Below are 24,323 nucleotides of genomic sequence, written 5' to 3'. Positions count from 1 at the left end.
GCGACGAGAACGGCTATCGATACCGTCGGGGGATGGGTAGCAGTGCGCGACGCCGGCCGCTGAAGATCGTGACCGGGGTCAGTGGTTCACCGACAATCTACGATGCCGCGATCGATCCGCGGCGCTCGACGCTCGACGAGGCGCTGGGTGTCGCGAAACTCGCCGAGGAACACCGTTTCGACGCCCTGTTCGCCGCGGATCTGCTGAGTTTCGGCGCGCAGGGCGCCATCGGGGCGCAGGAACCGCTGATCTTCCTCTCCGCGCTGAGCGCGGTCACCCGCCGTGTGGGCCTGATCGCCACGGTCACCACGACGTTCCACCACCCCTACAACCTGGCGCGACTGTTCGGGACGCTCGACCACATCAGCAACGGGCGTGCCGCGTGGAATGCGGTGACCTCGTCTCTGGGGGAGGAGAACTACGGCGCCGCGGACCTGCCGAGCCCCGAGGAACGTTACGCCCGCGCAAGCGAAGTCCTCGAAGTCACGAACGCGCTGTTCGACAGCTGGCAGCCGGGCGCGCTGACGCCGGACGGGAACGGCGGCGCGGTCCTGGATGCCGCGCGGGTACGTCCGATCGACTACGCCGGACGCTATTTCACCGTTCGCGGTCCCTTGAACATTCCGCCGCTGCCGCAACGGCGACCGGTGCAGTTCCAGGCCGGGCAGTCCGAGGGCGGCGTGGAACTGGGCGCCCGGTTCGCCGAGGTGGTGTTCACCTCACTGGCGACGCTCGACGACGCGCTCACCTACACGAAAAAGATTCGCACGCGCGCAGCGGAATTGGGCCGCGCCGACGGACTGCCGTACATTTTCAGCTCTCTGCACGCCACCTACGGCGCCACCGAGGAGGAAGCGCGGCGGCTGGTTCGGGAACGGGCCGAGGCCACCGATTTCGAGGCGGGCCGCCATGCGCTGGCCGATATGCTCGGCGGCGCGATCGACCTGTCCGAACTGCCGCTGGACCGGCCGATTCCGGACTCGCTGCTGCCCGATGCGCACGCGGTGAACCGGCGTCGCGGCCGCGTGGAGATCTTCACCGCCCTGGCTCGATCCGGAAAAACGCTGCGCGAGTTGATCATCGCCGCCAAGGACACCGGCCACTGGGCAGCGGCCGGCACACCCGGTCAACTCGCCGACGCGATCCAGGAACGCTACGACGCCGGCGTTCTGGACGTGATCGGCCTCGGCGGGCTCGACGACCCGCGCAACCGCGACTTCCTGCTCGCGGGCCTGCTCCCCGAACTTCGCCGCCGCGGCATCGTCGGCTCGGACCACGTGGGCGAGACCTTCCGCGACAACCTCGAGCTGCCGCCCCTGCCGCCGCGGAAGGAATAACGCGCCCTTCAGAATTCGAGGACGATGCGACCCCGGACGCCGCCCGCTTCGAGGAGTTCGTGAGCGTGCTCGGCTTGTTCGGCGGGGAAGGTTCGGGCCACCCGCAGGGTCAGCGCGCCCTCGGAGGCGAGGCGGCTCAATTCGCTGAGCGCATGGGGTTCGTCCAGGTGATCGCCGACCATCACGAGGTGGACCGAGATACCGCGCTCCGGTGTGGCCCCGCCGCCCAGCGCCGCGGGCCGCAGGATGACGAACGCGCCGCCGTCGCGCACCGCCGGGAGTACCGCATCGCCTTGCAGTGCGGTGTCGATCAGCGCGTCGACCCCGTTGGGAGCGTGCGCCCGGATGCGCGAGGCGAGGTCGTCGCCGCGCGGCAGGACGACGTCGGCGCCGAAGTCGCGGACCACCTGCTCATCGGCCGGTTTCGCATCGGCGATCACGGTGTAGCCGCGCGTTTTCGCCAGCTGGATCACGTACCCGCCGACCGCGCCCGCGGCCCCGGTCACCGCGATCGTGCGACCCGCTCGCGGGTCGAGCGCGTCCAAGGCGAACCAGGCGGTGAGACCGTTCATCGGAAGCGTTGCGGCGGAGACGAAGTCGCTTCCCTCGGGCAGGGTCGCCACCTGCGTCGCGGGTACCACGATCTTTTCGGCATAGGCGCCGCCACCGGCGAGCACCGGCAATGTGATCGCGACGACCCGGTCGCCACTGTGCCAGCCGGTCTCGGGGTCGGCCTCGTCGACGATTCCCGCAGCGTCCCATCCCGGAACGTACGGCGGCGTCACCTCGCGGTAGCGATCGTGGGCCATGCCGGACCGGGTCACGGTGTCGGAGGGGTTCACGGCCGCCGCGGCCACCCGGATCCGCACCTCACCCGCGCCGGCGTGCGGTTCGGGCACCTCGACCGGTCGCAGTACCTCCGGACCACCCGGCTTCTCGAATCCGATCGCCAGCATCGCACCTCCCGAGTTCGCAGTCGTGTTTCTCTCGGGCAACCGTCGTCTGCCGGTGATTGTTCCGGGGACGGCGGTGCGTGAGCTCGGATCAGGTCCGCGCGCGAATGAGATGCGGGCCCGGCAGTGCCGGTCCGGTGCCGGGGAGGTCGGCGTAGGACCGAACCAATGCGATCCCCGGGTGATCCTCGATGTCGGTGAATCCGGCCGACTCCAGTTCGCTCCGCATCTGCTCCTCGGTGAAGAAGCTGATCCACGGTTCGCCTACGGCCGCAACGCGTTTCCCGCGTGCCTGCTGCCCCTCGTCGGGCGGGTAGGAGTAGTCGAACACCACGACCGCACCGCCGCCCTGGCCGGCGATATAGCGCAACGTCTCGGCGATGGCAGCGTGTTCGAGGTAGACCACCACGCCGAGCCAGACGTACACCGCGCTGCGGGCGCGATCCAGTCCGGCCTGTGCCAGCGCGTCGGCGAGGTTGTCGCGGTGGAAGTCCACCGGGGCGAACGTCATCGAGTCCGGCACCTCGATTCCCGCTTCCGCCAGGCGATTTCGCTTCCACGCCTGGGTGTCGGGATGGTCGACTTCGAAGAAGCGCACATCCGGATGGGGATTGCGGTAGGCGGCGGTGTCCATGCCCGCACCGAGCACGACCACCTGGCGGGTCCCGTCGGCGACGGCCTCCGCGACGGTGTCGTCGGCGAAGCGACTGCGCGTGGCCAGGAACAGCCGGCGTCGCCGGGCCAGTTCGGGATCCACGCCCTTGTCGAACGGATTGTTGCGGGCCGCGTCCTCGCCCACGAGCCGCACCGCCAGTGGATCGGTGAAGATCCGTGGTTCGTCGGCGAGTTGGTGATAGGCCCGTGCCTGCGCGGTGGCCATCGCGGTTGTGCTGGGTTGCCCGACCTGCATACCGGTCACCGTACGCCCGGGCCGGGACGTGATCATCGCGAGATCCGTCACGCGCACTTGCCGGTGGTTCGCTGGTTAGTCCGTGCAAAACTGGAACAGGTTATAGATTGGAGGGAGTCGAGAGTCTGGAGGAACGATGTCCGCGAATGCGTCGGCGGCGGAGCTGCTCGCCACGGTGGAACGATCCCCGCAGGCGGTCGCGGTGCACGATCGCGCGGCCTGGGTGGATCTGTTCGCACCCGACGGCCGGGTCGAGGATCCGGTCGGCTCGCGCCCGCACACCGGCCGCGCGGCGATCGAACGGTTCTACGACACCTTCATCGGTCCCAACGACATCGTCTTCCACGTCGACCACGACGTCGTGCGCGGTACCACGGTCTTTCGCGACCTCGCCCTCGCGACCACCATGTCCACCGGTGTGACGCTGGACGTGCCGATGCACCTGCGCTACGACCTGACCGAGGTCGGCGGCGAATGGAAGATCGGCCGCCTCTACGCCCACTGGGAGCTACCGGTCATGGTCGGCCAACTCCTGGCCGCCGGCGGTCGCGGGCTCGGCGCGGCCGCGAAACTCGCCCCGCAGCTGCTCGGAAACCAAGGCGTCGGTGGTGCATTGGGCTTCACCCGCGGTTTCGTCCGCGTCGGCGCGGCGGGAAAGCGTGCCGCCACCGGGTTGCTGGAAGCGGCCGGTCGCGGCGATGTCGCCGGTGTGCGCGCGGTACTCAGCCCGCGCGCGGTGGTGGAATGGCCGACCGGTTCCGATGTGGGGCACGCCGAATTCGTGAAGCGGGTACGCGGGCTCGAGGTCGGCAAAACGATCGCGGCGGGCCGGTTCGTGACCGTCAGCGTGCGCACCCCGGCCGAACGGGGTATCGCGGAGCTGGAGGTCGACGGCCGGCAGGTGGTCGCGTTGCGTGGCTTCGTCGCCGAGGACTGAACCGGTTCGCGTCAATTCATCGAAAAACCTTCGGTGGAGAAGGTGAAGCCCTTTCGGGAGGCATCGTCTGCGCACGACACACCGGAATCTCGGGCCGTACAGGTGAAGCCGTCGGCCGACAGGGATGTGTTGTAGGGCAGGACTTTTGCCTGCTCGGATGACAGCCGGAACACCGCTTGCCTCAGCACGGCGAAACGTGGTTCGCCGCCCCGCTCGATCAGAATCGTGTCGGGCGGAACCTGCTTGTGGGAGTAGTTGCTCTCGACCGTCGGAGCACCTTTCACCCCGATCCCCGCTCCGGTGTTCGTCGAGGGCTGACACCCGGCCATGTGCGGTTCACCGCCGACGATGATCGCGCAATGCCACCGCCCGGTCGGAGTGGTGAAGTAATAGCCGTCGATCCCGCCGGAGTTGGCGAAGTACGTGCGGGCATCGGCCACCGCTGTGCCGGGCACGGCCATATTGGACAACGCAACCGAAGTGCTTGCGGGCGAAACCGTCCCGACGCTCCGACCATCGGATACTGGCTGGCCGTCGCCGACCGTCTCGCCGGCCGAACCACCGCACCCGACAACGCCCATCGTCAGCAAGCAGATCGACATCGTGACGAACGGTGAAAGAAGTGCACGCCTGTTCATCGCACGCTTTCCGAAACCCTCACGGTCTCATCAGGTTCGAGTGGTCAGCCGACTTGCCGCAGAACGGCTACCGATTATCGCCGGGCTGGGCGGCGTCCACAATAAGCCGTTCGACCTACAGCCACGCAGGTCTTTGTGCGGTTCGGTTCGCCGCGCGGTGTGTCGGACGGCGCGTCGGCAATCCGATGGTGAACAGCGTCTTCCTGGGACGCGCCCCCTCACGGGAAGCGATTCGCGATGGCCGTCGCGATCGCATCCGGCGCCTGTTCCTGGATGAAGTGCCGAGCATCTGGCAATTCGACGATTTCCAGATCGCCGAAAGCGGCTCGGAGGCGAGGCAGACATGCTTTCGGCCGGAACACCATGTCGCGCATCCCCCACACCGCCAGCGCCGGCTTGTTTCCGAGGAGCGCGGGAACATCTCGGGAAAGCTGCGCCAGCAGCGGGGCCGCAGCACGAATTTCTCCGGGCATCACCGCGAGCCCGCACCGCGCCTCGGCGGAGGGCTGCACCGCGCGATAGTGCTCGGCTTCGGCCGCGCTGAGCGTGCGGCCCAATTCCGAGAGCAGCACGCGCTCGATGAGAAAATTCTGCTCGAGTATCCGGCGCTGCATCGGACGGCTGCTCATAATCGCGCTGAACGCCTTGTTCGCCATTGCTTCGATCGGCCAGAGCACCGTGTTACCCAACACGATTCCCCGTACCCGATCGGTACGCACCACCGCCGCGCCCAACCCGATGGGCCCGCCCCAATCCTGTCCCATAACGATGAAATCGTCGAGCCGCAGATGATCGATCAACTCGCCGAGCACGGCGGTGTGCTCCGCGACCGTATAACCGAAACCGGAGGGCCGCTCGGACAATCCGAACCCCGGATAGTCCACCGCGACACATCGATACCGATCCCGCAGCCCCGTCACGATGTGGCGGTAGAGAAAACTCCACGTCGGAGACCCGTGGCAGAACAGGATCGCCGGCCCGGAACCTTCGTCGATGTAGTGCACGCGTCCGGCCGACGAGTCGAACCAGTGCGATTCGAACGGGTACAGACTCTTGTCCGGAACGAATTCGATCATCATGCTGCCCTCCCTTCGGGCCAGGCTATCCCGGCCGCCCGGCGCGCGCTGCGACCCGAATCACCCTGATCGCGAGACCTGGAAACTCGGGGCTGTTTCGGTGTTCGAGGGCTTCCTACGCTTCGAGGTGTTACCAGGGCCGGAGTCGGCCCTAACACCTATTGAATTGGAGAAGTCCCATGAGCAAGCGATTCGCCGTCACCGTCCTGACTGCTGCCGCGCTGGCACTGCCGCTCGCAGCCACCGCACCGTCCGCATCCGCGGCGACGACCGCCACGGGTTCGTCCTCGGGTTCGGCCGATGCGCTGAGCAATCTGATCTGCCAGTTCCGTGACTATCTCGGCATGGGCGGATGCGTCTACCACATCCCCTGAACGGAAAAGTTCCGTCTTCGGCTTGACCTTGACCCTGGGGCAGGGTTCGACGATGGTTCGCATGAACAACAACGCACTGCACACCGTCGCCGACCGGATCCGTCCGCAGGTGGCCGCCTTCTGTGAGTCGGACCAGGTTCCCGGCTACGTCGCCGGGGTCTATCACGCGGGCGAGCAGGTCGTCGTCTCGCACGGGACCGCGAACCTCGCGACCGGCGCTCCGACGCGTGACGACACCGGCTTTCTCTTCGGTTCCGTCACCAAGGTGCTCACCACCACGCTCGTGCTGCAGCAGGTCGAACGCGGGCTGCTGACACTCGATGCGCCGGTCGTGGACTACCTGCCCGAATTCGCGCTCGGTGATCCTTGCGCCGCCGGCAAAATCCTTGTCCGGCATTTGATCTCACATACCAACGGCATCGATGCGGACTTGTTCTTCCCCGATGCGGAGGGCCGCGATGCCCTGAAACACTACGTCGCGGGCCTCGCGAGGTGCGCCACCCTGTTCGAACCCGGCGAGCAGCTCAGCTACTCCAACGGCGGCATGATCGTCGCCGGGCGACTGCTCGAAGTGGTGACCGGCACGTCCTATCCGGATCTGCTCCAGCGGGAGCTGTTCGGACCGGTCGGCATGACGAACTCGAGTACCTCTGCGCGACAAGCGATTCTGCGCAGCACGGCGGTCGGGCATTTCATCGATCCGGAAACCGGGGGCGTCGAGCCGACCGGCATGTTCATGCTTCCCGACACCTGGGGGCCGGCCGGCGGCACCCCGATCGGCACGGTCGCCGACCTGCTGGCGTTCGGACGCACGCACCTCGCCGGTGGCGTCGCGCCGACCGGCGCCCGGATCCTGTCCGCGGAGTCGACCGCGACGATGCAACGAGTGACCCACGATATGAACACCCCGAACGTCCCGCCGATGGGACTGGGGTGGGTGCGATACCCGTTCGGCGCCACCACGGTGCTGGCGATGTCGGGCGCGTCGCCGGGCGGGGTGTCCATCCTGTGCGTCGTCCCCGAACACGACCTGGTCTTCACCGCCTTCGGCAACACCTCGGGAGCGATCGTGCTGCACGATCGGCTGCTGCGGTGGCTGCTGACCGAGCATCTCGGCATCGAAATCCCCACGCTCGTCGATGCATTCGACACCGACGTCGACCTCACCCCCTATGCGGGCACCTACCGGTCCGGTCAGCTCCGCGTCGAGGTCGACATCGTCGACGGGCAGCTCGAGGAGCGCGTGACCTACGAACCCGACGACGCGACGCAGGAACGCATCTTCACCGCGTTCGCCGGTGGCGCGACCTCGGCGCCGCCGCAACGCTACGTCCCGGTCCGGCCCGGTCTGTTCGCCCCCGCGGGCTATCCGCCGGAGATCTTCGACGGCTACCTGCGGTTGCTGCTCGTCTCCTACCACGACATTCGCGACGGTCGCGCCCGCTTCCGCAATGCCGGCGGCCGCCTGACCCGGCGTTCCTGATCGTCCCGGCGCGCGGAAGGATGTCTCCTATGCTCACGATCGGACAGCTCGCGGACTATGCGGGGGTGACCGTCAAGGCCGTGCGCCACTATCACCAGCGCGGCCTGCTCGCCGAACCCGACCGCGACGCCTCCGGCTACCGCCGCTACACCGCGCAGCACGCCATCGACCTGGTCAAGATCAGAACACTGGCCCACGCCGGGGTGCCGCTGGCCCGCGTCAAGGATCTGCTCGACGCCGACCCCGGCGCCCTCGCGGCGGCCCTCACCGAGATCGACCACGACCTCGAACAACGCATCGAGCAGCTGCGGCGAACCCGGGAGCAACTCACCCAGCTGCGCGGCGGGGACCGCCTCTATGTGTCCGCGGACGTCGCCGACCACCTCGATGAATTGCGCGAACTCGGCGTCAGCGAACGCCAGATCCAACTCGAACGCGATGGTTGGATCCTCATGCAGACCGCATCGCCCACCGCGGCCGCCGCATGGATCGCCGAAAAGCGCAGACTGCTCGACGATGCCGAATTCCGCGCCATCTATCTCGACTACGACGCGGTCTACGATTGTTCCCCGGCGGACCCGCGCCTGCCCGAGCTGGCGGCGCGGACGCGAGAGTGGTTCGTGCGCAGGGACAATGCGACGACCGTCGTCCCGGACCACGATGCGACCATTGCCCAGCTGGCGGTCCGGTCGCAGCCGGGCGCGACGTCCCCGGCGTGGGATCGGCTCGCCGAGCTGATGCGGGAGCCGGACGAGGGGAAGTGACGGGAGCTCGCCGCAGCAACCTGCACGCAACAAACTACCGTGCTGTCTGTTTTGTCAAAAACATTGAATTACAACGGTTTCCGCTAGGGTGTCGGCCGTGCCCATACAACGAATGGCAGGCAATCTCGCAGGACATCGGACAGGACACGCAACATCTCGCGCGGGGGACGCATGCTGAACGACGCAGACGCGGTACGTAGCAGCGCCCGGCCGGCCGATCACGGTTCTCCGGCGCATTCCGCCGAACCACAGATCCGGTTGGACACCACCGAATTCGCGGCCGACCCGCACCGCGCCTACGAATCCATGCGCAGCCGTGGGCCGCTGGTGCCGATCGAGTTGGCGCCCGGTGTGCCGGCCACACTGGTGATCGAATATCAAGCAGCGCTGCAAATTTTGAACGACGAGGCTCGCTTTCCCGCCGATCCGCGCCGGTGGGAGAAGAACGCTCCGCCGGACTGCCCGGTGACCCCGATGCTCGGCTATCGCCAGAACGCCCTGCGCACCGCGGGCGCGGAACATGCCCGCTACCGGCGCACGATCACCGACGCGCTGGACACCGTCAACCTGCACAAGGTGCACGGCGCGGTCGCACGCGCGGCCGACGCTCTCGTCAACTCCTTCTGCGAGCGCGGCACCGCCGATCTGCGGATGGATTACGCCTTCCCGCTGACCTTCCGGGTTCTCAGTGAGCTGATGGGCTTCCCCGAAGACGCCGCATCGGCGGCCTACCAGGGGATGGCCGCGATGCTGGACGGGGTCGGCGCCGAAGAAGGTCAGCAGCGGTTCATCGAGGCGCTGCTCGCGGTGGTCGAGCAGAAGCGCGAGCGCCCCGGCGACGACCTGACCTCGCGACTGCTGACCCACCCCGAGGGCCTCGACCCCATGGAGATGGTGAACCAGGCCGCGTTGTTGTTCTCGGCGGGCACGGAACCGACCTGCAATCTGATCCTGAACACCCTGCTGCTGTTGATGGCCGACGAAGAGTACGGCGGCAACGTGCTCAGCGGCGCCATGGACACCCGCGATGCCATCGACGAGGTGCTGTTCGCGGACCCGCCGCTGGCCAATTTCTGCATGACGTATCCCAGACAGCCGCAACTCATCGGCGACGTGTGGTTGCCCGCCGATCAGCCGGTGGTCGTCAGCTTGGCGGCATGCAACACCGATCCGCGTATCGTCGGCGGTGACCGGCGCGGAAACCGGTCTCACCTGGCGTGGGGAGTCGGCCCGCACTCGTGCCCGGCGCAGCAGCTCGCGCAGACGATCGCGCGGCATGCCGTCGACCTGCTACTCGATGCGCTTCCGGATATTCGCCCGGAAGTTCCTGCGCAGCAACTAAGTTGGAGGACCGGGCAGTTTCACCGCGCCTTGGCAGCCCTGCCGGTGGTGTTTCCCGCATGCCCGCCGATGCGTCTCACCTGATGGAGGGTCCGATGACAGATACGCAGCCGCTGGTGCTGGATCCCAGCGCCGCCGACATCCAGGGCGAGCTGGCCCGTATTCGCGCTCGCGGCCCGGTCGCCCAGGTGGTGCTGCCCGGCGGCGTGCCGGCCTGGTCGGTCACCGACGCCACCGTGCTCAGGCAGCTGCTCACCGATTCGCGTGTCTCCAAGGACGCACATCAGCACTGGCCGCGGTTCATCGACGGTGAGATCGGCCCGGACTGGGTGATGTTTCCGTGGGTGGCGGCGAGAAATATGCTCACCACCTACGGCGAGCAGCATCAGCGGCTGCGCAAACTCGTGGCACCGGCGTTCACGAACAAACGCACCCAGGCACTCAGGCCGCGGATCGAAGCGTTCGTCACCGAACTGCTCGACGAATTGTCCGCTGTCACCGACGGCGAAATCGTTGATCTGCGTGCGGGTTTCGCCACCGCGTTGCCGATTCGCGTCATCGGCGAACTGATGGGCGTTCCGGCCGGGATGGATGATCAACTGCGCATCCACGCGGACGGAATTCTCGATACCAGCCTCGACCCCGCCGAGGTCGGTGCGCACTTCGGGGCACTGTTCGTCCTCATGGAGGAACTGTTGCGGCACAAGCGTGAGAACCCGGGCGACGACCTCACGACGGTTCTGATGAACGCCCACGACGACGCGGACGGATCACGGCTCGACGAACAGGAGTTGCGTGACACGCTGCTGCTGATCATCACCGCCGGCCACGAAACCACCGCGAATCTACTGGACCACAGCATTATCGGCCTGCTCACCCATCCGGAACAGCGGAAGGCCGCTCTCGCCGAACAGATTCCGTGGGCGGAGGTGGTCGAAGAAGGGCTTCGATGGAATGCGCCGCTGGCGCATATGCCGATGCGATTCGCGGTGGAAGACATCGACATCGCCGGTGATCCCGGCGGCGTGCGGATCAACCGGGGAGATGTGATCATCGCGTCCCTGGCCGGTGCGGGGCGTGATCGGAAACTGCACGGCGACAACGCCGATGCGTTCGATGCCGGGCGGCCGTCGAAAGAACACCTCGCATTCGGGTACGGGGTGCATCATTGCCTGGGGGCGCCGCTGGCGCGGCTCGAGGCGACGATAGCGCTCCCTGCTCTGTTCACGCAGTTCCCCGATATGGAACTCGCGATGGATCCTGCTGAGCTGCGGCCGATTCCGAGCATCGTCACCAATGGGCATCGCGAAATTCCGGTTCACCGGACGGCGCACGAATTCTGATCGCAGCCGATCGAAAGATGGCCGCGGGCAGTCGAAACCGGCCGGCCGGAGTCCTGCAGACGCTGCGCGAACTGGCGTAAGCCTGCCGGGTGCTGACGTACCGCCGGAGACTGCCTGTGCGAGAGGCGATATCTACGCGGTGCCGGCGGTCGGTGTGCGGAACGCGCGCCGATACGCGCCCGGGGTGGTGCCGACCTGGTCGCGGAATCGGCGGCGCAGATTGACCGCCGAGCCCAGCCCTACCCGGACGGCGATGGCATCGACCGGTAAGTCCGTGTCCTCCAACAGAACTCGCGCCCGCGCCACCCGGCGTTCCAGCAACCACCCACCCGGACTGGCACCGAGCTGATCGGCGAACCGGCGCGCCAGCGTCCGCGGGGACACGTTGATATGCGCGGCCATATCGGCCACCGACAGCGAAGTCTCGAGCCGCGCCTCCGCCCATTGCAACAAGCCGTCGAATCCGTCCTCGACCGGCGACGGCGGCGCGTACTGAACCTGACCGCCATCGCGATGTGGCGGCATGACCATGTGCCGCGCGATCAGTGCGGCATGCGCGGCGCCATGATCCGTGCGAACCAGGTGCAGGCACAGGTCGATTCCCGCACCCGCCCCCGCACTCGTGGCCACATCGCCATGGTCCACATACAGCCGGTCCGGCTCCACCCGAACCCGCGGAAACTCCCGCGCCAATTGCCCGGCCCGCGCCCAGTGCGTCGTCGCCGAACGCCCGTCCAACAGTCCGGTCCGCGCCAACGCGAACACCCCGGAACAGATCGTCACCAGCCGCGCCCCACGGCCATGCGCGCGAACCAGCGCCCGCCGCACCGCACCCGACAGGGGCGTCTCCACCGGCAACCATCCCGGAATGATCACGGTATCCGCCGAGTCCAGCGCCGCCAGCCCCCGAGTCACCGATATCGCATAGCCCGCAGTCGTAGGCACCGCACCCGGCGCCTCCGTGCACACCTCGAACCCGTAGTGCTGCGGCACCCCTTCTCTGGGGGTACCGAAAACCTCCACGGCACAACCGAGTTCGAACGTCGACTGCACCGGCCGCACCAACGCCACCACACGATGCATGGCAAGAATGTACCCCTCAACGTCATGTCAGACACTGTCGAGGACCCATCGGCATCCGGCACCGTGGCAGCTATGAACCCCGAGATCCTGGCCCAACCCGGCTACACCTGGTCAAACCTCGCCGAAGCCCCCAGCCGCGAACTCTTCCCGGGCATCCGGCAACGCCAACTGTGGAAAGGCGACAACGGCGCCCACGCCCACGTCCTGGAAATGGACCCCGGCACCTCCTGGCCCCGCCGCGACGTGCACGGACCCGGACCCGAGGAGGTCTACGTCCTGACCGGCACCTTCAACGACGGCGCGCGCGACTATCCGGCAGGCACCTTCATCCACGCCCCGGCGGGAAGCTGGCATGTTCCGGCGAGCGAGACGGGGTGCACCCTGTTCCTCTTCTATCCCGAGGGGTAGTCAGGTCCCCGCGGCCGCAATCGGCTCAGAACTCCAGGTCGGACCAGGGGATATTGATCGGGAACGGGTGATTGACGGTCGCCGCACCGGCGTCGGTGGGGGACCAGGCACCGGCCAGGACGTAGTTGGCGCAGTGCAGCACGGTGATGCCGGGGTCCGGAGGCTTCACTTCGGGGATGAGCGTGTAAGCGAGTTGGAACCCGGGCGTAGAGAGCATTTCGCGAGGGCTGTTCCGGCTACAGCTTCACGAAGAAGCCGCCTGAGAACGCTCGGTGTCCCGGTGTTGGTTTGCGCGCAGCGCGGATTCGGGAGCGTTTCGCATCTCCGGTGTCGATCGGCACGCGTCTCATGGGGTCGTGACCTACGAGACGCGTGACAATCGGTGGCCGGTGACGGGATTGCGAATATGCGCGGCGGGGCCGCTAGGCAGTCGGATCGGTGAGCCTGCCGTGTTCTACGGCGGCGGTGAAGGCATCCCAGTCCGCTGGCGCGAAGGCGAGTGCGGGTCCTGTCGGATTCTTGGAGTCGCGCACACCGATCATGCCGTCGGCGAGGAAGGCGACCTCGACGCAGTCCTGGCTGCCGCCGCTGTGGCTGCTCTTGAACCAGCGAGCCGTGGATAGATCAGCGCTCACTTCGCGAACTCCCTTGCCTTGTCCCGCAGCAATTTTCTGCTGTCCTGCTCGTTCAACGCTACCTGTCCAAGGGCCGCGTGCGCAGTGCGATACCGCTGCACGAGATCTGTATCGTCGAAGTACATCGCTCCCGTATAACCCTCGGCATATACGACGGGAGGTTCGACCGGGCGGCCGTCACCGGACTCTCCGAAGCTCAGGATCGTGAAAGGACCGGTCAAGTCACCCAGCGGGAGGCCGGCGGCGAAGGGCAGAACTCGGATTCGGATATTGGGTCGAGTTCCGGCATCGGCGAGGTAGCGCAGTTGTGCATCCATGATTCGCCGGTTCCCGATGACCCTGTGCAGCGCCGACTCGTCGAGGATGATGTCGGCCGGTACGGGATCCGACTTCTTGGTCAGCAAAACTTGGCGACGCACCCGCATCTCGACCCGACGGGCGATTTCGCCGTCCGATTCCGACGGATGCGCCTGCCGGGTGACGGTTCGCGCGTAGTCGGGTGTCTGAAGCAGCCCAGGTATGAGTTCTTGGAATGAAATCAGCTTCGCGGCAGCTGCTTCCAGGCCCATGTAGACGTCGAAGCTGACCGGTATCAGATCTCCGTACTGATGCCACCAGCTCTTGCTGTTCCCCTGCTGGGCAAGCCCTTTGAGCGCCTCGGTTGTCGTCTCGTCGGCGCCGCAGACTTGGCAGATCGCGTCGACGTCCCACAACCGGATCCGGTCGGCGGTGCCGGTCTCGAGCCGCTGGACCGTCGTGGCGCCGCGTTCGATGCGGCGCGCGAGTTCCGCGATCGTCAGTCCGGATTCCTGACGGAGCTCCCGCAGATACCGTCCGAGCTGACGGCGGGGGAGCGTCGAACTGATATCCACCATGACGAGCTGCCTCCTTTGGATGCGGCGATCCGGGGTTGTGGATGGGCGCCGCGGGGTTCTGGGACGACGAGCTTGGACTTCTGATGAATCGGAGCGGAATATCCATCGTTGCTTGTGGGCTCGCCGTCAATTCACTGTGCTGGGAACGCATTTGGGGCCGAGCCTGCTGCACAGCCGTCGGCCCCTCCCATCGAACCGAGGCATCGCAGTGATGACAGCAGATCGAGTGGAACGGCCCGAGTTGGAGGATTCGTTGGCACGCACACACGGACGAGATCACGCGGCAGTTGGCGAGCGTATCACCGAGGCCGACGGATTGCGTGCGGTATGGCGATCGACGCGAAATCCTCTCGGCCGCATCGAGATAACGGCCGTGCTCGATGCGGACGCGCGACCGCGGCAGGTTGCGACGTTCGCGCCCGGTACGGACCTCGCTCAGGCGCGTGAACTGTATCCGAAGTGGAATCAATTGTGGGACAACGTCAAGCGTGATTACTGGGTAGACATAGCCGCCTCGGCCGGCTGCGCACCGGTGACAGGAGGGGAGAACCTTCGGTGAAAGATGCGAACCCGATGCGAGGCGCTGCATCCGAAGTCGCCGCATGCTCGCCTGATCACGGCGCGAGATCCGCACCGGACGAGGGTCCTCGCCGGCGCCTTCCCGGCCGTGTCGGACGGGCTGCTGTTCGAACGTCGATCGCGAAGGACCGGGACATGACGGGCTGGAGCGCAACCGGTGAAGAGGCGGAATCGCTGGCGGCGCTGCGGAAGGTCGCCGGTGCGCTGGCAGTGATGTCCGTCGCGCGCAGCAAAGCTGTCGGGCTGGTACGTACAGAGATCTCGGGTCCCGACGCAGCGGCGCACGACCTCGAAATCCAATGTTTCGCTCATCGACTCGGATTTCGCTGGCTGTGCACATTGCGCCCACCCGAGGGGATGCGCGACCCGATCGGCGACATCCTCGCGATCGCGGCGGGGATGGGCGCGGCGGCCATCCTCGTGTTCGACCTGGCCCACATCGACGATCTGCCCGAACGCGTGACCGCCGACTTCGATTTGGCCACCGTCGCACCACCTCGGTTGTGGGTGCGTGGAATGACGCAACCGTATGTCGTAGAGCCGCCACCGGTGAACGACTGCACCTGGGAGCCCACCCACCTCGAACGAGACTGTGCGCGCCGATTGTGGGAGATCCACCGGGATTGCTTCCCCGGCTGCCTGGCCGGGCTCGCGGCGACCGCAGCACTGTCGGCGCTGGACGAGGTGGACTGATGTGGCCGAACTATTCGTGCAAACCTCCGCCGCTTATGCGGAAAACTCGCACATCGGGCCGAGTTTGCACGAAAAATTCGGACCACGGCGTTCGCTTGTAGGTGCACCCGTCGCTGCGGCGGGATGCCGCACGGCGGGGCCGACCCGCTGGGTGTAGCCAGGTGGCTGCCGCCACGCGCGAAGTGGTCAATAGACCAATGGAATAGCGCTGCCGCAGGGTGCGGGCCTTCTGCTCACAAGACGCCTGTCCCTTTTGCGAAAACGCTAGCTGGAGGGCTGCCACAGCCCCTATTCTCACCAAGCACGAGGTGACGCTGTCGGCTGACGGCGAATCCCCTGCCGCGCTTGTTGGTTCATTCTCTGGAGTCACCCCCTTTGTCAACCCCACCTTCCGACCTGCCTGCGGCCCCGGGCTGCCCTGTTCATCAGGCCGGCACCCCGTTCGACACCGACGGCCCCCGAATCGTGCTGGACACACCGGAATTCGTCGCCGACCCCCATCGCGCCTATGAAGCGATGCGCCGTCGCTATGGCTCCATGGTGCCGATCGAGCTGGCGCCCGGCGTGCCGGCGACGCTGGTCATCGGCTATCACACCGCGTTGCAGATCCTCAACGATCCCGACCATTTCCCGGCGGACCCGCGGGCGTGGGAGAGAACCATTCCCGAGGATTGCCCGGTGCTGCCGATCATGCGCTGGTATCCGAACGTGATTCGCAGCGCGGGCAGTGCTCATGCGCGGTATCGGCAGGCGTTCACGGCCGCGTTCGACAGGGTCGACCTGCACGAGTTGCACACCACCGTCGAGAAGATCGCCATCCCGCTGATCAACGAATTCTGCGAAGCCGGTTCGGCGGATCTGGTCTCGCAATACGCCTTCCCGCTGGCTTTCGAGGTGCTGAACCGCATGGTGGGCTGTTCGGCTGATTTGGGCCGGCGCGTGGCCACCGGGATGGCGGCGATATTCGACACGATCAACGCGGCGTGGGGGATGGACCATATGGCTCAGGCGCTGATGGAACAGGTCCAGCTGCGCCGCAACGCACCCGGCGACGATGTCACCTCGCATCTGGCCCATCATCCGGCCAAGCTCACCGACGAGGAGATGCTCCGCAACCTGATCGTCTTCTACGGCGGGGGTATCGAGCCGCAGCAGAATCTGATCTCCAACACGCTGTTGCTGATGATCACCGACGAGCGTTTCGGCGGCGACATCCTCGGCGGCAGCCTGTCGACTCGCGATGCGCTGGACGAAGTGCTGTTCACCGATCCGCCGCTGGCCAACTTCTGCATGAGCTATCCGCGCCAGCCGATTCTGATCGACAACACCTGGCTGCCGGCTCATCAGCCGGTGGTGATCAGTCTGGCCGCCTGCAACAACGATCCGGACATCGCAGGCGGGGACCGCACCGGGAATCGATCGCATCTGTCCTGGGGTGCTGGCCCGCACGCGTGTCCGGCGCGGTCGGTGGCGTATCTGGTGGTGCAGGACGCGATCGACCAGCTGCTCGATGCGCTGCCGGAGATCCGCCTCGCCGTCGATCCGAGCGAGATCCGTTGGCGCCCCGGACCTTTCCATCGTGCGATGGCAGCGCTGCCGGTCGTCTTTCCTCCGGCGCCTCGGCTGAACCTGATTTCCTGATCAGGTGAGGCGGTAGGCGGTGTAGCGGACCTTGTTCGCTTCCCGGATCGCCGACGCCACGAAGATGGACTGCTGCAGCTCGGTGAGCAGAGGATCGGATGTCTCCAGGCGCACGACGAGGCGGAAGTAGTACTCGGACGGATCAACCGGATCTCCCCGCAACAAGGCCTCCAGGACCTCCGGTGCTCCGCTGCGGATGCCGGAGGTCCGGAGGTAGATGTGCGTGCCGTGCGCGGTGCGCGCCGAGTAGCGGGTGTCGATCTCGATGGCGCCGTCGGGGCGGATCAGCTGCCAGTCCGCGCCGCCGGGCAGGATGTCGGCGTCGAACAGGCCGCTGACCCGGCCGCCGATGATCGGCACGACGCGGCGGTGTCCGGCGCGGGTCGTGCCGTGGTCTTCCGGCGGGCCGAGGCGTGCCTCCACCTGGAACGCCGCCTCCAGTCCGGGAACCGCCGGGGCGCTCACGACGACCACACCGGCAGTTCGATCCGCGACGCAGACGCCGGGGCGTGCGAAATCTCCTGCTTCGCAACGTGAATGGTCGCCGCGGTGGCGGCCGGCTCGCCGGATCCGGGATTGCGGGCGTACCGCGGGTGGGCGCCGGAGCTGATCTGCACGCTGATGCGGTGGCCGGCCGCGAACCGATGGAAGGTAGGCCACAGCCGCACCTCGATATCCCGGAAACCGTCGGCGTCCGGGGCCGGGTCCGTGTCGGCCGTGGCGATACTGCCGATGCGGCGAATGCCGTCACAGACCGTCATCGATCGTCCGTCGGGGTGGAGATCGCAGATCCGGACGAAGATGTCGGCGCTGGGCTGTGACGAGCGAAAGCTGATGTGCGCCACCGATTCTCCGGCGACCGTGACCGGGGTGGTGAGTGGCTCGCCACGGAATACGGTGACGTCGGGGCGGCGCTCGTGTGCGGCGTTGTCGACCGGGGCTGAGGTGGGACCCAGGCTGGGGCCGCCGACAGCGGGCGTGGGATCGGCGGGGTCGTAGACGTAGCCGGTGATGCCGCCCTCCGGGAGAGCCGGGCCGAGTTTGCGCGGCGCGTGCAGATACAGCGTCTCGCTCGTCGTGCCGGGCGGTGGCCAGCTGTGCAGGTCGTGCCATTGTTCGGCGCCGGTGAGATACGCGCGCACGGGTGCGACCCGCTTGCTCGGAGCATCGGCGAAATACTCCTTCAGGAACTCGACGGTCTCGCGAATCGTCGGCGCGCCCATATCTCGGGTGAGATGTCCCCAGGGGCCGACGGTGAGGCGAGGGGGCCGTCCGGCTTCGGCGAGCTGCGCGTAGTTGCGCAGCTGCCAGGGCAGGAAGATGTCGTACCAGCCGGTGATCATGTACACCGGCGCGGTGACATCGGCAACCGAGGCGGTATGTGACTGCTGGGTCCAATAGTCGTCGGTGAGCCGTTCGTGAGCGACCCAGTCCTGGTACCAGTGCACCCGGCGACCGTTCGCGGCCACATCGCCGCCCGACAGGGGGAGTACGTCGAATGCCTTGCGCAGCTTGCGATCCGGACGCAGCTGGCCGAGCACCAGGGCGAGCAGCTGCCGGTGGATCATCCGGTCCATCATCTGCGTCCAGCCGAGTGCGTTGCGCAGCGCGAACGCCGCGTTGTCCCAGGTGATGGCGCCGAAATCGGGCATCGTCACGATCAGGCACAACGCATCGGGCGCGATGCCCGGGTCTTCCTTCTGCAGCTTGCCGGCCACCGCCCACTGTGTGAAGCCCATATAGCTGGGGCCGAAAGTGACCACTTGCCCTGTGCACCAGTCTTGTTCGCGAACCCAGCGGTGGGTGGCGATACCGTCGCGCTGCTCATCGATCTGCGGGGTGAACACACCGCGGGATCCCCAGGTTCCGCGGCAGCTCTGGAACAGCACCGGAAAGCCCTCGCGGGCCAGGGCGCGAGCATGGCCCGCGACGGGGCCGCTGCGTCCGTACGGGCCGCGGATCACGATCGTGGGCAGCCGCGGATCCGTGTCGCCGATCGGTGTGATCAGGTCGGCGAGCAACTCGACACCGTCGTCCATCGGGACGCGCAGGTTCTTTCGGATGGCGATGTCGTGCGGGCCGGGGACGAGTCCCTTGATGATTCGCGCTTGGATCCACCGCGAAAGGCGCTGGCGGGGCGTGCTCATTCGGTTTCCTCCGAGGTCTGGAGTCGGTGGAGAGCCTCGCGCAGGCGTTCGAGCGCGGGGAGCGCAGTGGCCAGCGCGGCCCGGTCCTCGGGAGCGAGAGTTGCCACCGCGGCGGTGATGAGGGCGCCGCTGGCCTGGTCGAAGCGGGCGAACAGATCGTGGGCCCGGGCGGTGGTCGCGATCTCGACATGGCGGCGGTCGCCGGGCCGGGGGCGGCGTTCGATCAAGCCGTTCGCCTCCATCACGGTGAGCAGGTTGCTGACCGTAGGGCGGCTCAGCCCGAGTCGTTCGGCCACTTCGCTCGAGGTGCTGACGGTGCCCGGCGGCAGGGCGCGGACGATTTCGATCTGCGCGTCCGGGATCTCCGGAAGACGTTCGGCGGCACGGGCTGCGGAGAGCAGGCTTCGGCGCAGCGGTGAGATGACCGATGCCAGGCGTGCGGGATCGAGATCGGTCACGAGATATTCCCCTCGCTGGACGGTGGGGTCAGTGACGGCCGGGTGTTGAGGGTGTCGGGATGGAATCCGGCGGCCTTCTTGTACCCGGTCGCGATGGCGGCGAGCTCCTCGGACGAGATCACGTCGTGGATGTGCGTGAATCCGTTCGGCGCCCGTTCGTGGGCCAGAACCATGACCTGCTCGGGGCCCTGCTTGCGGTTGCTGTGCACCAGGGCTGTCGTGGCGGGGCGTCGATCCTGCTCGTAGGCCGCGAGAGCCTCGTCCGGGGTGCGGGCGGTGGCGAGGTGGAACGCGAGGGTGCGAGCATCGAGGATGGCTTGCGAGGCCCCGTTCGAACCGTTCGGATACATCGGATGCGCCGCGTCGCCGAGCAGGGTGGTTCGTCCGTAGGTCCACCGCTCGAGCGGGTCGCGGTCGACCATCGGATATTCGAGAATTTCTTCTGCGGCACCGAGCAATTCGGGAACATCGAGCCACGGGAACCGCCACTCGCGGAACAGCTCCACGATCTGCGCCGGTGCGACCGCGCGGTTCCAGTCGGCGTTTTGCCCACCGAATCCGACGGTTCGGCGCTCGGCGATGAAATTGATGGCGTCGCGGATCGGATATGCGACGAACTTCTGCTCGGCGTCACCGGCCATGATCATCGTGCGGCCGTCGAGGAAGCCGGGCAGCTTGGCCGTCCCGCGCCACAGCGTCAGCCCGTTCCATACTGGTGGGCCCTCGTCCGGCCGGTGCTGGTGGCGCAGGGCCGAATGGATACCGTCGGCGCCGATGATCAGATCGGCGTCTGCGGTCAATTCTCCTGTCGCCGTGGCGAAGTGGGCTCGGCCGTCGGGGGTCGCGGCAAGGAGGCGATGTCCGGTGCGAACGGTGTGCGCGCCCAGCCTTTCGCGCACGGCGTCGAGCAACTCCATCTGCAAACTGCCGCGGTGCACCGACAGTTGCGGCCAGTGGTATCCGGCATCGAGGCCGCGAGGCTCGCGCCAGATCTCCTGGCCGAACCTGTTGTAGTAGGCCAGATTTCGCGGCGCCACGCCCAATGCGGCGACCCGATCGCCGAGCCCGAGTTCGGTCAGCTCACGCACGGCATGCGGAAGCAGATTGATCCCGACGCCGAGCGGCCGCAACACGTCGGCGCGCTCGTACACGGCGATATCCCGGAACCCGGCCGCATGCAGGCTCAGGGCCGCGGCGAGGCCGCCGATACCGGCGCCGACGATCACGATCCTCATGACTGATCAGTTTTGCATCAAAACTAATCGGGGTCAACGGGGGCGGTCTTCTGCTATCCGGCTGGGCCTGCACCGGACTTCCCTGACTCTTGTGATGATCGATAAGGGGAACCGAGTGGCCGTCGCGTGCGTCCTAGACTCCAGGAGGATGTGTGCGCGGGGACCAACGGGAGGCATCGGTGATACGTAAGGCGGCTACCGCTGTGCTGGCGGCTGCGGTGGTGTTGGTGGTGGGGACCGGGTGTTCCTCGTCGACTTCGGGGACGGCGTCGCCGGAGACGAGTGATCCGAAGGGGGCGACCGCGGCGTTGTGGGACCCGTGCACGTTGGACTCAGCCGCAGTGGCGCAGATGAAGGTCGACCCATCCACTCGCAAGTCCGACATCGCCGGGCAGTCGAGCGTCGAAGGCTTCAAAAAGTGCACATGGCACGACAACCCGTGGACCTATTCGATGAACGTGTGGTCGACGGTCTACACCGTCGATGACTACCGGAAAAAGGAGGCGGGCGCCGATTTCCGGCCGGTGACCATCGGCGGGCGAAGCGGCGTGAAGTACGAACCGATGGACGATTCGTCGGGTGACCAGTGTTTCGTCCAGTTCCCGGGCGATCACGGCTCATTCATTGTGAGCGTCCTGCGGCAAGATCCCAGCAGCCCTGAGGCCCCTTGCGACCGCGCGACCGCGGCCGCGACCGCTGTCGTGGGTGCTTTGCCGCGTTGATCTGCAGGGAGGGGAACGACTATGGCTCACAGTGATGATGTGACCCTGTGGCAGCACTTAGCCGAGGAATCCAAAGCGGGGCGTTTGAACCTGGACCCCTCGGTCGCCCAAGACTGCCTCAAGGCGTGCGAGGACCAACTGAATGTGTATCGCGAGTGTCGCGGCATGTTGCAGGACATGAAGACGGTTACCGGCCTGGGTGATTTCCCCGCAGCCGACCAACTCGCAAAGATGTTGGGCGCCAAGGCTATCGGAGGTGAGGGCGACTTCGACGCGGCCTTCCGCGACCACATCGAGGTGCTCCAACTCATCCGCGACACCATCAAGCACTCCGTCGACCGCCTCGTCGACCACGACCAGCAGAACGCCGGCACCATCGCCGGCTCCGAGAACCACTGACCCGGGGGAGCACATGGTACTTCCACTCGTCCCGCTGGTTGCTGCCCTCTGGGAGCAGCACAAGGGAGGTCCGCCCGACTCTTTCTCGAATGCGCAGGGCGATCAGAGTCCCGATGCGACCGCCGCGCGCAACCGGATCAATCAGATCGTGAACGGCGGATTCGGAGGGCAATACCAGAACCCGCAGGTCGCGCAGGACGCGTACAAGAATCCGCAAAATATCGACAATCTGTACGACCGCATTCAGAAGATGCAGCCGAGCACCGTCGTGACGTTGCACAACTTCTGGGAGGGGCTGCGGAACAAAATCGAGAACGGGCACAACACTTTCGGGCCGCAGATCCAGAAGGCCATTCAGGAGAAGTGGCAGGGGGCCGCGGCTCAGAAGACCGCCGAGGGCATCAAGAGCTTCACCGACAAAGAGAAAGATCTGGTGAGCTCCGCCCAGTTGGTCAGCGAGAAGGTGAAGTTGGTGCGCTCGGCGGTCGAGATCACCAAACCTGCCGCGCAGCCGACCCCGCACACGAGTTGGACCAGCGATCTCGCCGGCTGGGTGCCGGGGCCGACGTGGAAGCTCAACGACCACCGCAAAACTCAGGCCAACGCGGCGAACGAACATTTGATCAACAATGTGTTCTACCCGGCCGTGCGCGAGAGTGACACACAGGTGCCCTTGGCGCCTCGACCGTACAATCCCGTGAATACGCCGGACGACAACACGGAATGGAAGCCGCCGGGAGTTCCGGCGGTGGGCCCACCCTCGAAAGGCCCCGACGATGGCCACGGACCCGGCGATACCAATCAACCCAAACCGCCGAGTCCTGATCAAGGTCCCGGCGATGGCACCACGCCGAGCCCTGTCGACTCGTCGACACTGAGTAACTCGACCCAGAATCCCGCGTATACCACCTCGGCGAGCGCTACCCCGGCTGGATGGGATCCGTCGGCGGCGGGGGCGCAGACCACCCCTTCTTCGGTGACACCTGGCGGAATCGATCCGCGCACCGGGCTCCCGTACGGATCGGGTGGACCCGGCGTCACCGGAACCTACGGCGGGTCGGGCAATTCGGCCGGTCGCGGGTCGTCGGTGCCCGGTTCGGGTGCCCCGGGGCAGGGGACAGCTCGCGGGTTGGCTGCCGGTGTGGGCAAGGGCGCCGCCGGGATGAACGGTATGCCCGGCATGATGCCACCCGGCGCCAAGTCGAAGAAAGAGGACGAGAAGACCCACAAGTCCAAGATCAGCGAGGAGCTGGTGTCGCGGGACAACGGTGACGAACTGACCGGCCTCTCCGAGGAGCAGCGACAGAAGACCGTCCCGCCGGTCTTGGGTGAATAGCCCATGGCAGGTTGGACTTTCAGCGCGCTCGGCTTCACCGTCCTGTGGCGTGCCGCCGGACACGACGTCCTGCCGTATCCCTTGCAGTTCCGCTCCACCGCCGAGACCTCGGACGAGCTGGAAGCCCAGTGGAAATCCGAAGCCGCCGACCTCGCCGGCCGTATCGACGACAACGCCGAAGCCGCGGTGCGCATTCTCCACGGCCCGGAATCGCGGATCGAGATCGCCGGATTCGCCGCCGCGTCGAACGGTTCGGGCGATCTCGAGCAGATGGGCGATCCGCGTCAGCGCGTCCGCATCCACGCGGCCGTGCACTACCGGCAGGCGGTCCTGGTCATCCAGCAACCCTCGTCCGACCCGGAATCCGGTGGGACCGTGCGGATGTCGCTCCTGCGCGCCGAAAACCTCACCCGCCACCTGCTCGCCGCCATCCCCGGCCATCCCCGAGGCACCCGCCCTGCCCTACAGGTCAACCGCGCCGACCTCACCGACGACGACCGCCCCTACATCGCATTCCACGACGACGCCCCCCGCTCACCACGCGACGAAGCCGCCCGCTTCTTCGAACGCCCCCGCAGCACCGTCCTCCACGTGGCCGTTTGCCCCGGCCCCGCCTGGGACCGCCGCCCCACCCCCGCCCGCGACTTCCACATCATGGACTACTCGGACGGTCGCTACCTCGTCCGCCACACCAAACACGACCTCCGCGCGGACCCCGCCGACACATCCATCATCCAGAACCACCTCCAACGCCTCATCGACGCGACCGTTCAAGGATTCCGTGAGGACAACGACCCGAGTTATGCGTAAGACGCAATTCGGCCCTCGGTCATCAGTACTCGAGTTCCCGCCAACCGATGACGATCGGGAACGGGAAATCTATCCGCACTCCTTCCGAGTCGGCGGGAGACCACTCGCCGGCAAGTAGGTAGTTGGCCGGATGTAGCGGCCGAACG

General features: G+C 66.7%; 27 protein-coding genes. 15 read left to right on the top strand and 12 right to left on the bottom strand.

The window, feature by feature from the left end:
* The first annotated feature begins 32 nt into the window (after window positions 1–32).
* Window positions 33–1,337: an NtaA/DmoA family FMN-dependent monooxygenase gene (locus tag NN2_RS06275; RefSeq protein ID WP_063011338.1), complete on the top strand. Its 1,305-nt coding sequence runs from the start codon at window positions 33–35 to the stop codon at window positions 1,335–1,337.
* An 8-nt stretch (window positions 1,338–1,345) separates the two neighbouring features.
* Here NN2_RS06275 and NN2_RS06270 read toward each other — a convergent pair whose 3' ends face one another.
* Window positions 1,346–2,293: an NADP-dependent oxidoreductase gene (locus tag NN2_RS06270; RefSeq protein WP_063011244.1), complete on the bottom strand. Its 948-nt coding sequence runs from the start codon at window positions 2,291–2,293 to the stop codon at window positions 1,346–1,348.
* Window positions 2,294–2,381: 88 nt separating this feature from the next.
* A complete protein-coding gene (locus tag NN2_RS06265; protein ID WP_156511230.1) occupies window positions 2,382–3,236 on the bottom strand; it encodes a class I SAM-dependent methyltransferase in 855 nt (284 codons plus the stop codon).
* A 100-nt stretch (window positions 3,237–3,336) separates the two neighbouring features.
* Between NN2_RS06265 and NN2_RS06260 the strand changes: the two genes are divergently transcribed.
* Window positions 3,337–4,137, top strand: a complete 801-nt coding sequence (locus NN2_RS06260; protein ID WP_063011242.1) for a nuclear transport factor 2 family protein — start codon at window positions 3,337–3,339, stop codon at window positions 4,135–4,137.
* Between the two features lie 11 nt (window positions 4,138–4,148).
* On the opposite strand, the gene NN2_RS06255 is transcribed toward NN2_RS06260, so the two are convergent.
* On the bottom strand, window positions 4,149–4,577 hold the full coding sequence (locus NN2_RS06255) for a hypothetical protein (RefSeq protein WP_156511229.1): 429 nt from the start codon (window positions 4,575–4,577) through the stop codon (window positions 4,149–4,151).
* A 416-nt stretch (window positions 4,578–4,993) separates the two neighbouring features.
* Complete coding sequence (locus NN2_RS06250) at window positions 4,994–5,854, bottom strand: haloalkane dehalogenase (protein ID WP_063011238.1); 861 nt, start codon at window positions 5,852–5,854, stop codon at window positions 4,994–4,996.
* A 176-nt stretch (window positions 5,855–6,030) separates the two neighbouring features.
* Here NN2_RS06250 and NN2_RS06245 point away from each other — a divergent pair, with 176 nt between their 5' ends.
* From NN2_RS06245 to NN2_RS06225, 5 genes are all read left to right on the top strand, one after another.
* A complete protein-coding gene (locus NN2_RS06245; protein ID WP_063011236.1) occupies window positions 6,031–6,225 on the top strand; it encodes a hypothetical protein in 195 nt (64 codons plus the stop codon).
* 61 nt (window positions 6,226–6,286) lie between these two features.
* Entirely contained in the window at window positions 6,287–7,708 is a 1,422-nt protein-coding gene (locus tag NN2_RS06240; RefSeq protein ID WP_218021999.1) for a serine hydrolase domain-containing protein, read from the top strand.
* 29 nt (window positions 7,709–7,737) lie between these two features.
* Window positions 7,738–8,472: a MerR family transcriptional regulator gene (locus tag NN2_RS06235; protein ID WP_063011232.1), complete on the top strand. Its 735-nt coding sequence runs from the start codon at window positions 7,738–7,740 to the stop codon at window positions 8,470–8,472.
* Window positions 8,473–8,643: 171 nt separating this feature from the next.
* Window positions 8,644–9,897 carry a cytochrome P450 family protein gene (locus tag NN2_RS06230; RefSeq protein WP_063011230.1) on the top strand — a complete coding sequence of 418 codons (1,254 nt, stop codon included), beginning with the start codon at window positions 8,644–8,646 and terminating at the stop codon, window positions 9,895–9,897.
* Between the two features lie 11 nt (window positions 9,898–9,908).
* Window positions 9,909–11,156 (top strand): cytochrome P450 family protein, encoded by a 1,248-nt coding sequence (locus NN2_RS06225; RefSeq protein WP_063011334.1) that lies wholly within the window; start codon window positions 9,909–9,911, stop codon window positions 11,154–11,156.
* A gap of 132 nt (window positions 11,157–11,288) precedes the next feature.
* Here NN2_RS06225 and NN2_RS06220 read toward each other — a convergent pair whose 3' ends face one another.
* The gene (locus tag NN2_RS06220; protein WP_063011228.1) at window positions 11,289–12,239 is read right to left on the bottom strand and encodes a GlxA family transcriptional regulator; all 951 of its coding nucleotides are present in this window, start codon (window positions 12,237–12,239) and stop codon (window positions 11,289–11,291) included.
* 24 nt (window positions 12,240–12,263) lie between these two features.
* On the opposite strand from NN2_RS06220, the gene NN2_RS06215 reads away from it, so the two are divergent.
* Window positions 12,264–12,647, top strand: coding sequence for a cupin domain-containing protein (locus NN2_RS06215; RefSeq protein WP_439955843.1), 384 nt, complete (start codon window positions 12,264–12,266; stop codon window positions 12,645–12,647).
* Between the two features lie 25 nt (window positions 12,648–12,672).
* Here NN2_RS06215 and NN2_RS36945 read toward each other — a convergent pair whose 3' ends face one another.
* From NN2_RS36945 to NN2_RS06205, 3 genes are all read right to left on the bottom strand, one after another.
* Window positions 12,673–12,816 carry a hypothetical protein gene (locus NN2_RS36945; RefSeq protein WP_156511228.1) on the bottom strand — a complete coding sequence of 48 codons (144 nt, stop codon included), beginning with the start codon at window positions 12,814–12,816 and terminating at the stop codon, window positions 12,673–12,675.
* 253 nt (window positions 12,817–13,069) lie between these two features.
* On the bottom strand, window positions 13,070–13,282 hold the full coding sequence (locus NN2_RS06210; protein ID WP_063011224.1) for a DUF397 domain-containing protein: 213 nt from the start codon (window positions 13,280–13,282) through the stop codon (window positions 13,070–13,072).
* Window positions 13,279–14,157 carry a helix-turn-helix domain-containing protein gene (locus tag NN2_RS06205; protein WP_063011222.1) on the bottom strand — a complete coding sequence of 293 codons (879 nt, stop codon included), beginning with the start codon at window positions 14,155–14,157 and terminating at the stop codon, window positions 13,279–13,281. The genes NN2_RS06210 and NN2_RS06205 overlap by 4 nt, the downstream gene beginning before the upstream one ends.
* Before the next feature lie 226 nt (window positions 14,158–14,383).
* Here NN2_RS06205 and NN2_RS06200 point away from each other — a divergent pair, with 226 nt between their 5' ends.
* From NN2_RS06200 to NN2_RS06190, 3 genes are all read left to right on the top strand, one after another.
* Complete coding sequence (locus tag NN2_RS06200; protein ID WP_063011220.1) at window positions 14,384–14,716, top strand: hypothetical protein; 333 nt, start codon at window positions 14,384–14,386, stop codon at window positions 14,714–14,716.
* Between the two features lie 155 nt (window positions 14,717–14,871).
* Window positions 14,872–15,429 (top strand): hypothetical protein, encoded by a 558-nt coding sequence (locus tag NN2_RS06195; protein ID WP_063011218.1) that lies wholly within the window; start codon window positions 14,872–14,874, stop codon window positions 15,427–15,429.
* Between the two features lie 465 nt (window positions 15,430–15,894).
* Entirely contained in the window at window positions 15,895–17,070 is a 1,176-nt protein-coding gene (locus tag NN2_RS06190) for a cytochrome P450 (protein WP_245921606.1), read from the top strand.
* On the opposite strand, the gene NN2_RS06185 is transcribed toward NN2_RS06190, so the two are convergent.
* From NN2_RS06185 to NN2_RS06170, 4 genes are read right to left on the bottom strand one after another with little or no spacing between them, the layout of a single operon-like run.
* The gene (locus tag NN2_RS06185; protein WP_063011332.1) at window positions 17,071–17,535 is read right to left on the bottom strand and encodes a DUF3237 domain-containing protein; all 465 of its coding nucleotides are present in this window, start codon (window positions 17,533–17,535) and stop codon (window positions 17,071–17,073) included.
* Window positions 17,532–19,217: a CocE/NonD family hydrolase gene (locus NN2_RS06180; protein ID WP_063011214.1), complete on the bottom strand. Its 1,686-nt coding sequence runs from the start codon at window positions 19,215–19,217 to the stop codon at window positions 17,532–17,534. Before NN2_RS06180 ends, NN2_RS06185 begins: the two co-directional genes overlap by 4 nt.
* Window positions 19,214–19,675 carry a MarR family winged helix-turn-helix transcriptional regulator gene (locus tag NN2_RS36940; protein WP_063011212.1) on the bottom strand — a complete coding sequence of 154 codons (462 nt, stop codon included), beginning with the start codon at window positions 19,673–19,675 and terminating at the stop codon, window positions 19,214–19,216. Before NN2_RS36940 ends, NN2_RS06180 begins: the two co-directional genes overlap by 4 nt.
* A complete protein-coding gene (locus NN2_RS06170; protein ID WP_063011210.1) occupies window positions 19,672–20,910 on the bottom strand; it encodes a flavin-dependent oxidoreductase in 1,239 nt (412 codons plus the stop codon). The genes NN2_RS36940 and NN2_RS06170 overlap by 4 nt, the downstream gene beginning before the upstream one ends.
* 152 nt (window positions 20,911–21,062) lie before the next feature.
* Here NN2_RS06170 and NN2_RS06165 point away from each other — a divergent pair, with 152 nt between their 5' ends.
* From NN2_RS06165 to NN2_RS06150, 4 genes are read left to right on the top strand one after another with little or no spacing between them, the layout of a single operon-like run.
* Complete coding sequence (locus NN2_RS06165; protein ID WP_082856765.1) at window positions 21,063–21,632, top strand: DUF3558 domain-containing protein; 570 nt, start codon at window positions 21,063–21,065, stop codon at window positions 21,630–21,632.
* A 39-nt stretch (window positions 21,633–21,671) separates the two neighbouring features.
* A complete protein-coding gene (locus NN2_RS06160; protein WP_104362897.1) occupies window positions 21,672–22,031 on the top strand; it encodes a hypothetical protein in 360 nt (119 codons plus the stop codon).
* A 13-nt stretch (window positions 22,032–22,044) separates the two neighbouring features.
* On the top strand, window positions 22,045–23,367 hold the full coding sequence (locus tag NN2_RS06155; protein ID WP_063011204.1) for a hypothetical protein: 1,323 nt from the start codon (window positions 22,045–22,047) through the stop codon (window positions 23,365–23,367).
* A 3-nt stretch (window positions 23,368–23,370) separates the two neighbouring features.
* A complete protein-coding gene (locus NN2_RS06150; protein ID WP_063011202.1) occupies window positions 23,371–24,177 on the top strand; it encodes an ESX secretion-associated protein EspG in 807 nt (268 codons plus the stop codon).
* The last annotated feature ends 146 nt before the right edge of the window (window positions 24,178–24,323 follow it).

Origin of the sequence: Nocardia nova NBRC 15556 (genome assembly GCF_001613005.1) — a bacterium.
GTDB lineage: Bacteria > Actinomycetota > Actinomycetes > Mycobacteriales > Mycobacteriaceae > Nocardia > Nocardia nova.
The sequence above is the reverse complement of the archived record's forward strand: the minus strand, read 5'-3'. Positions and strand labels throughout refer to the sequence as shown.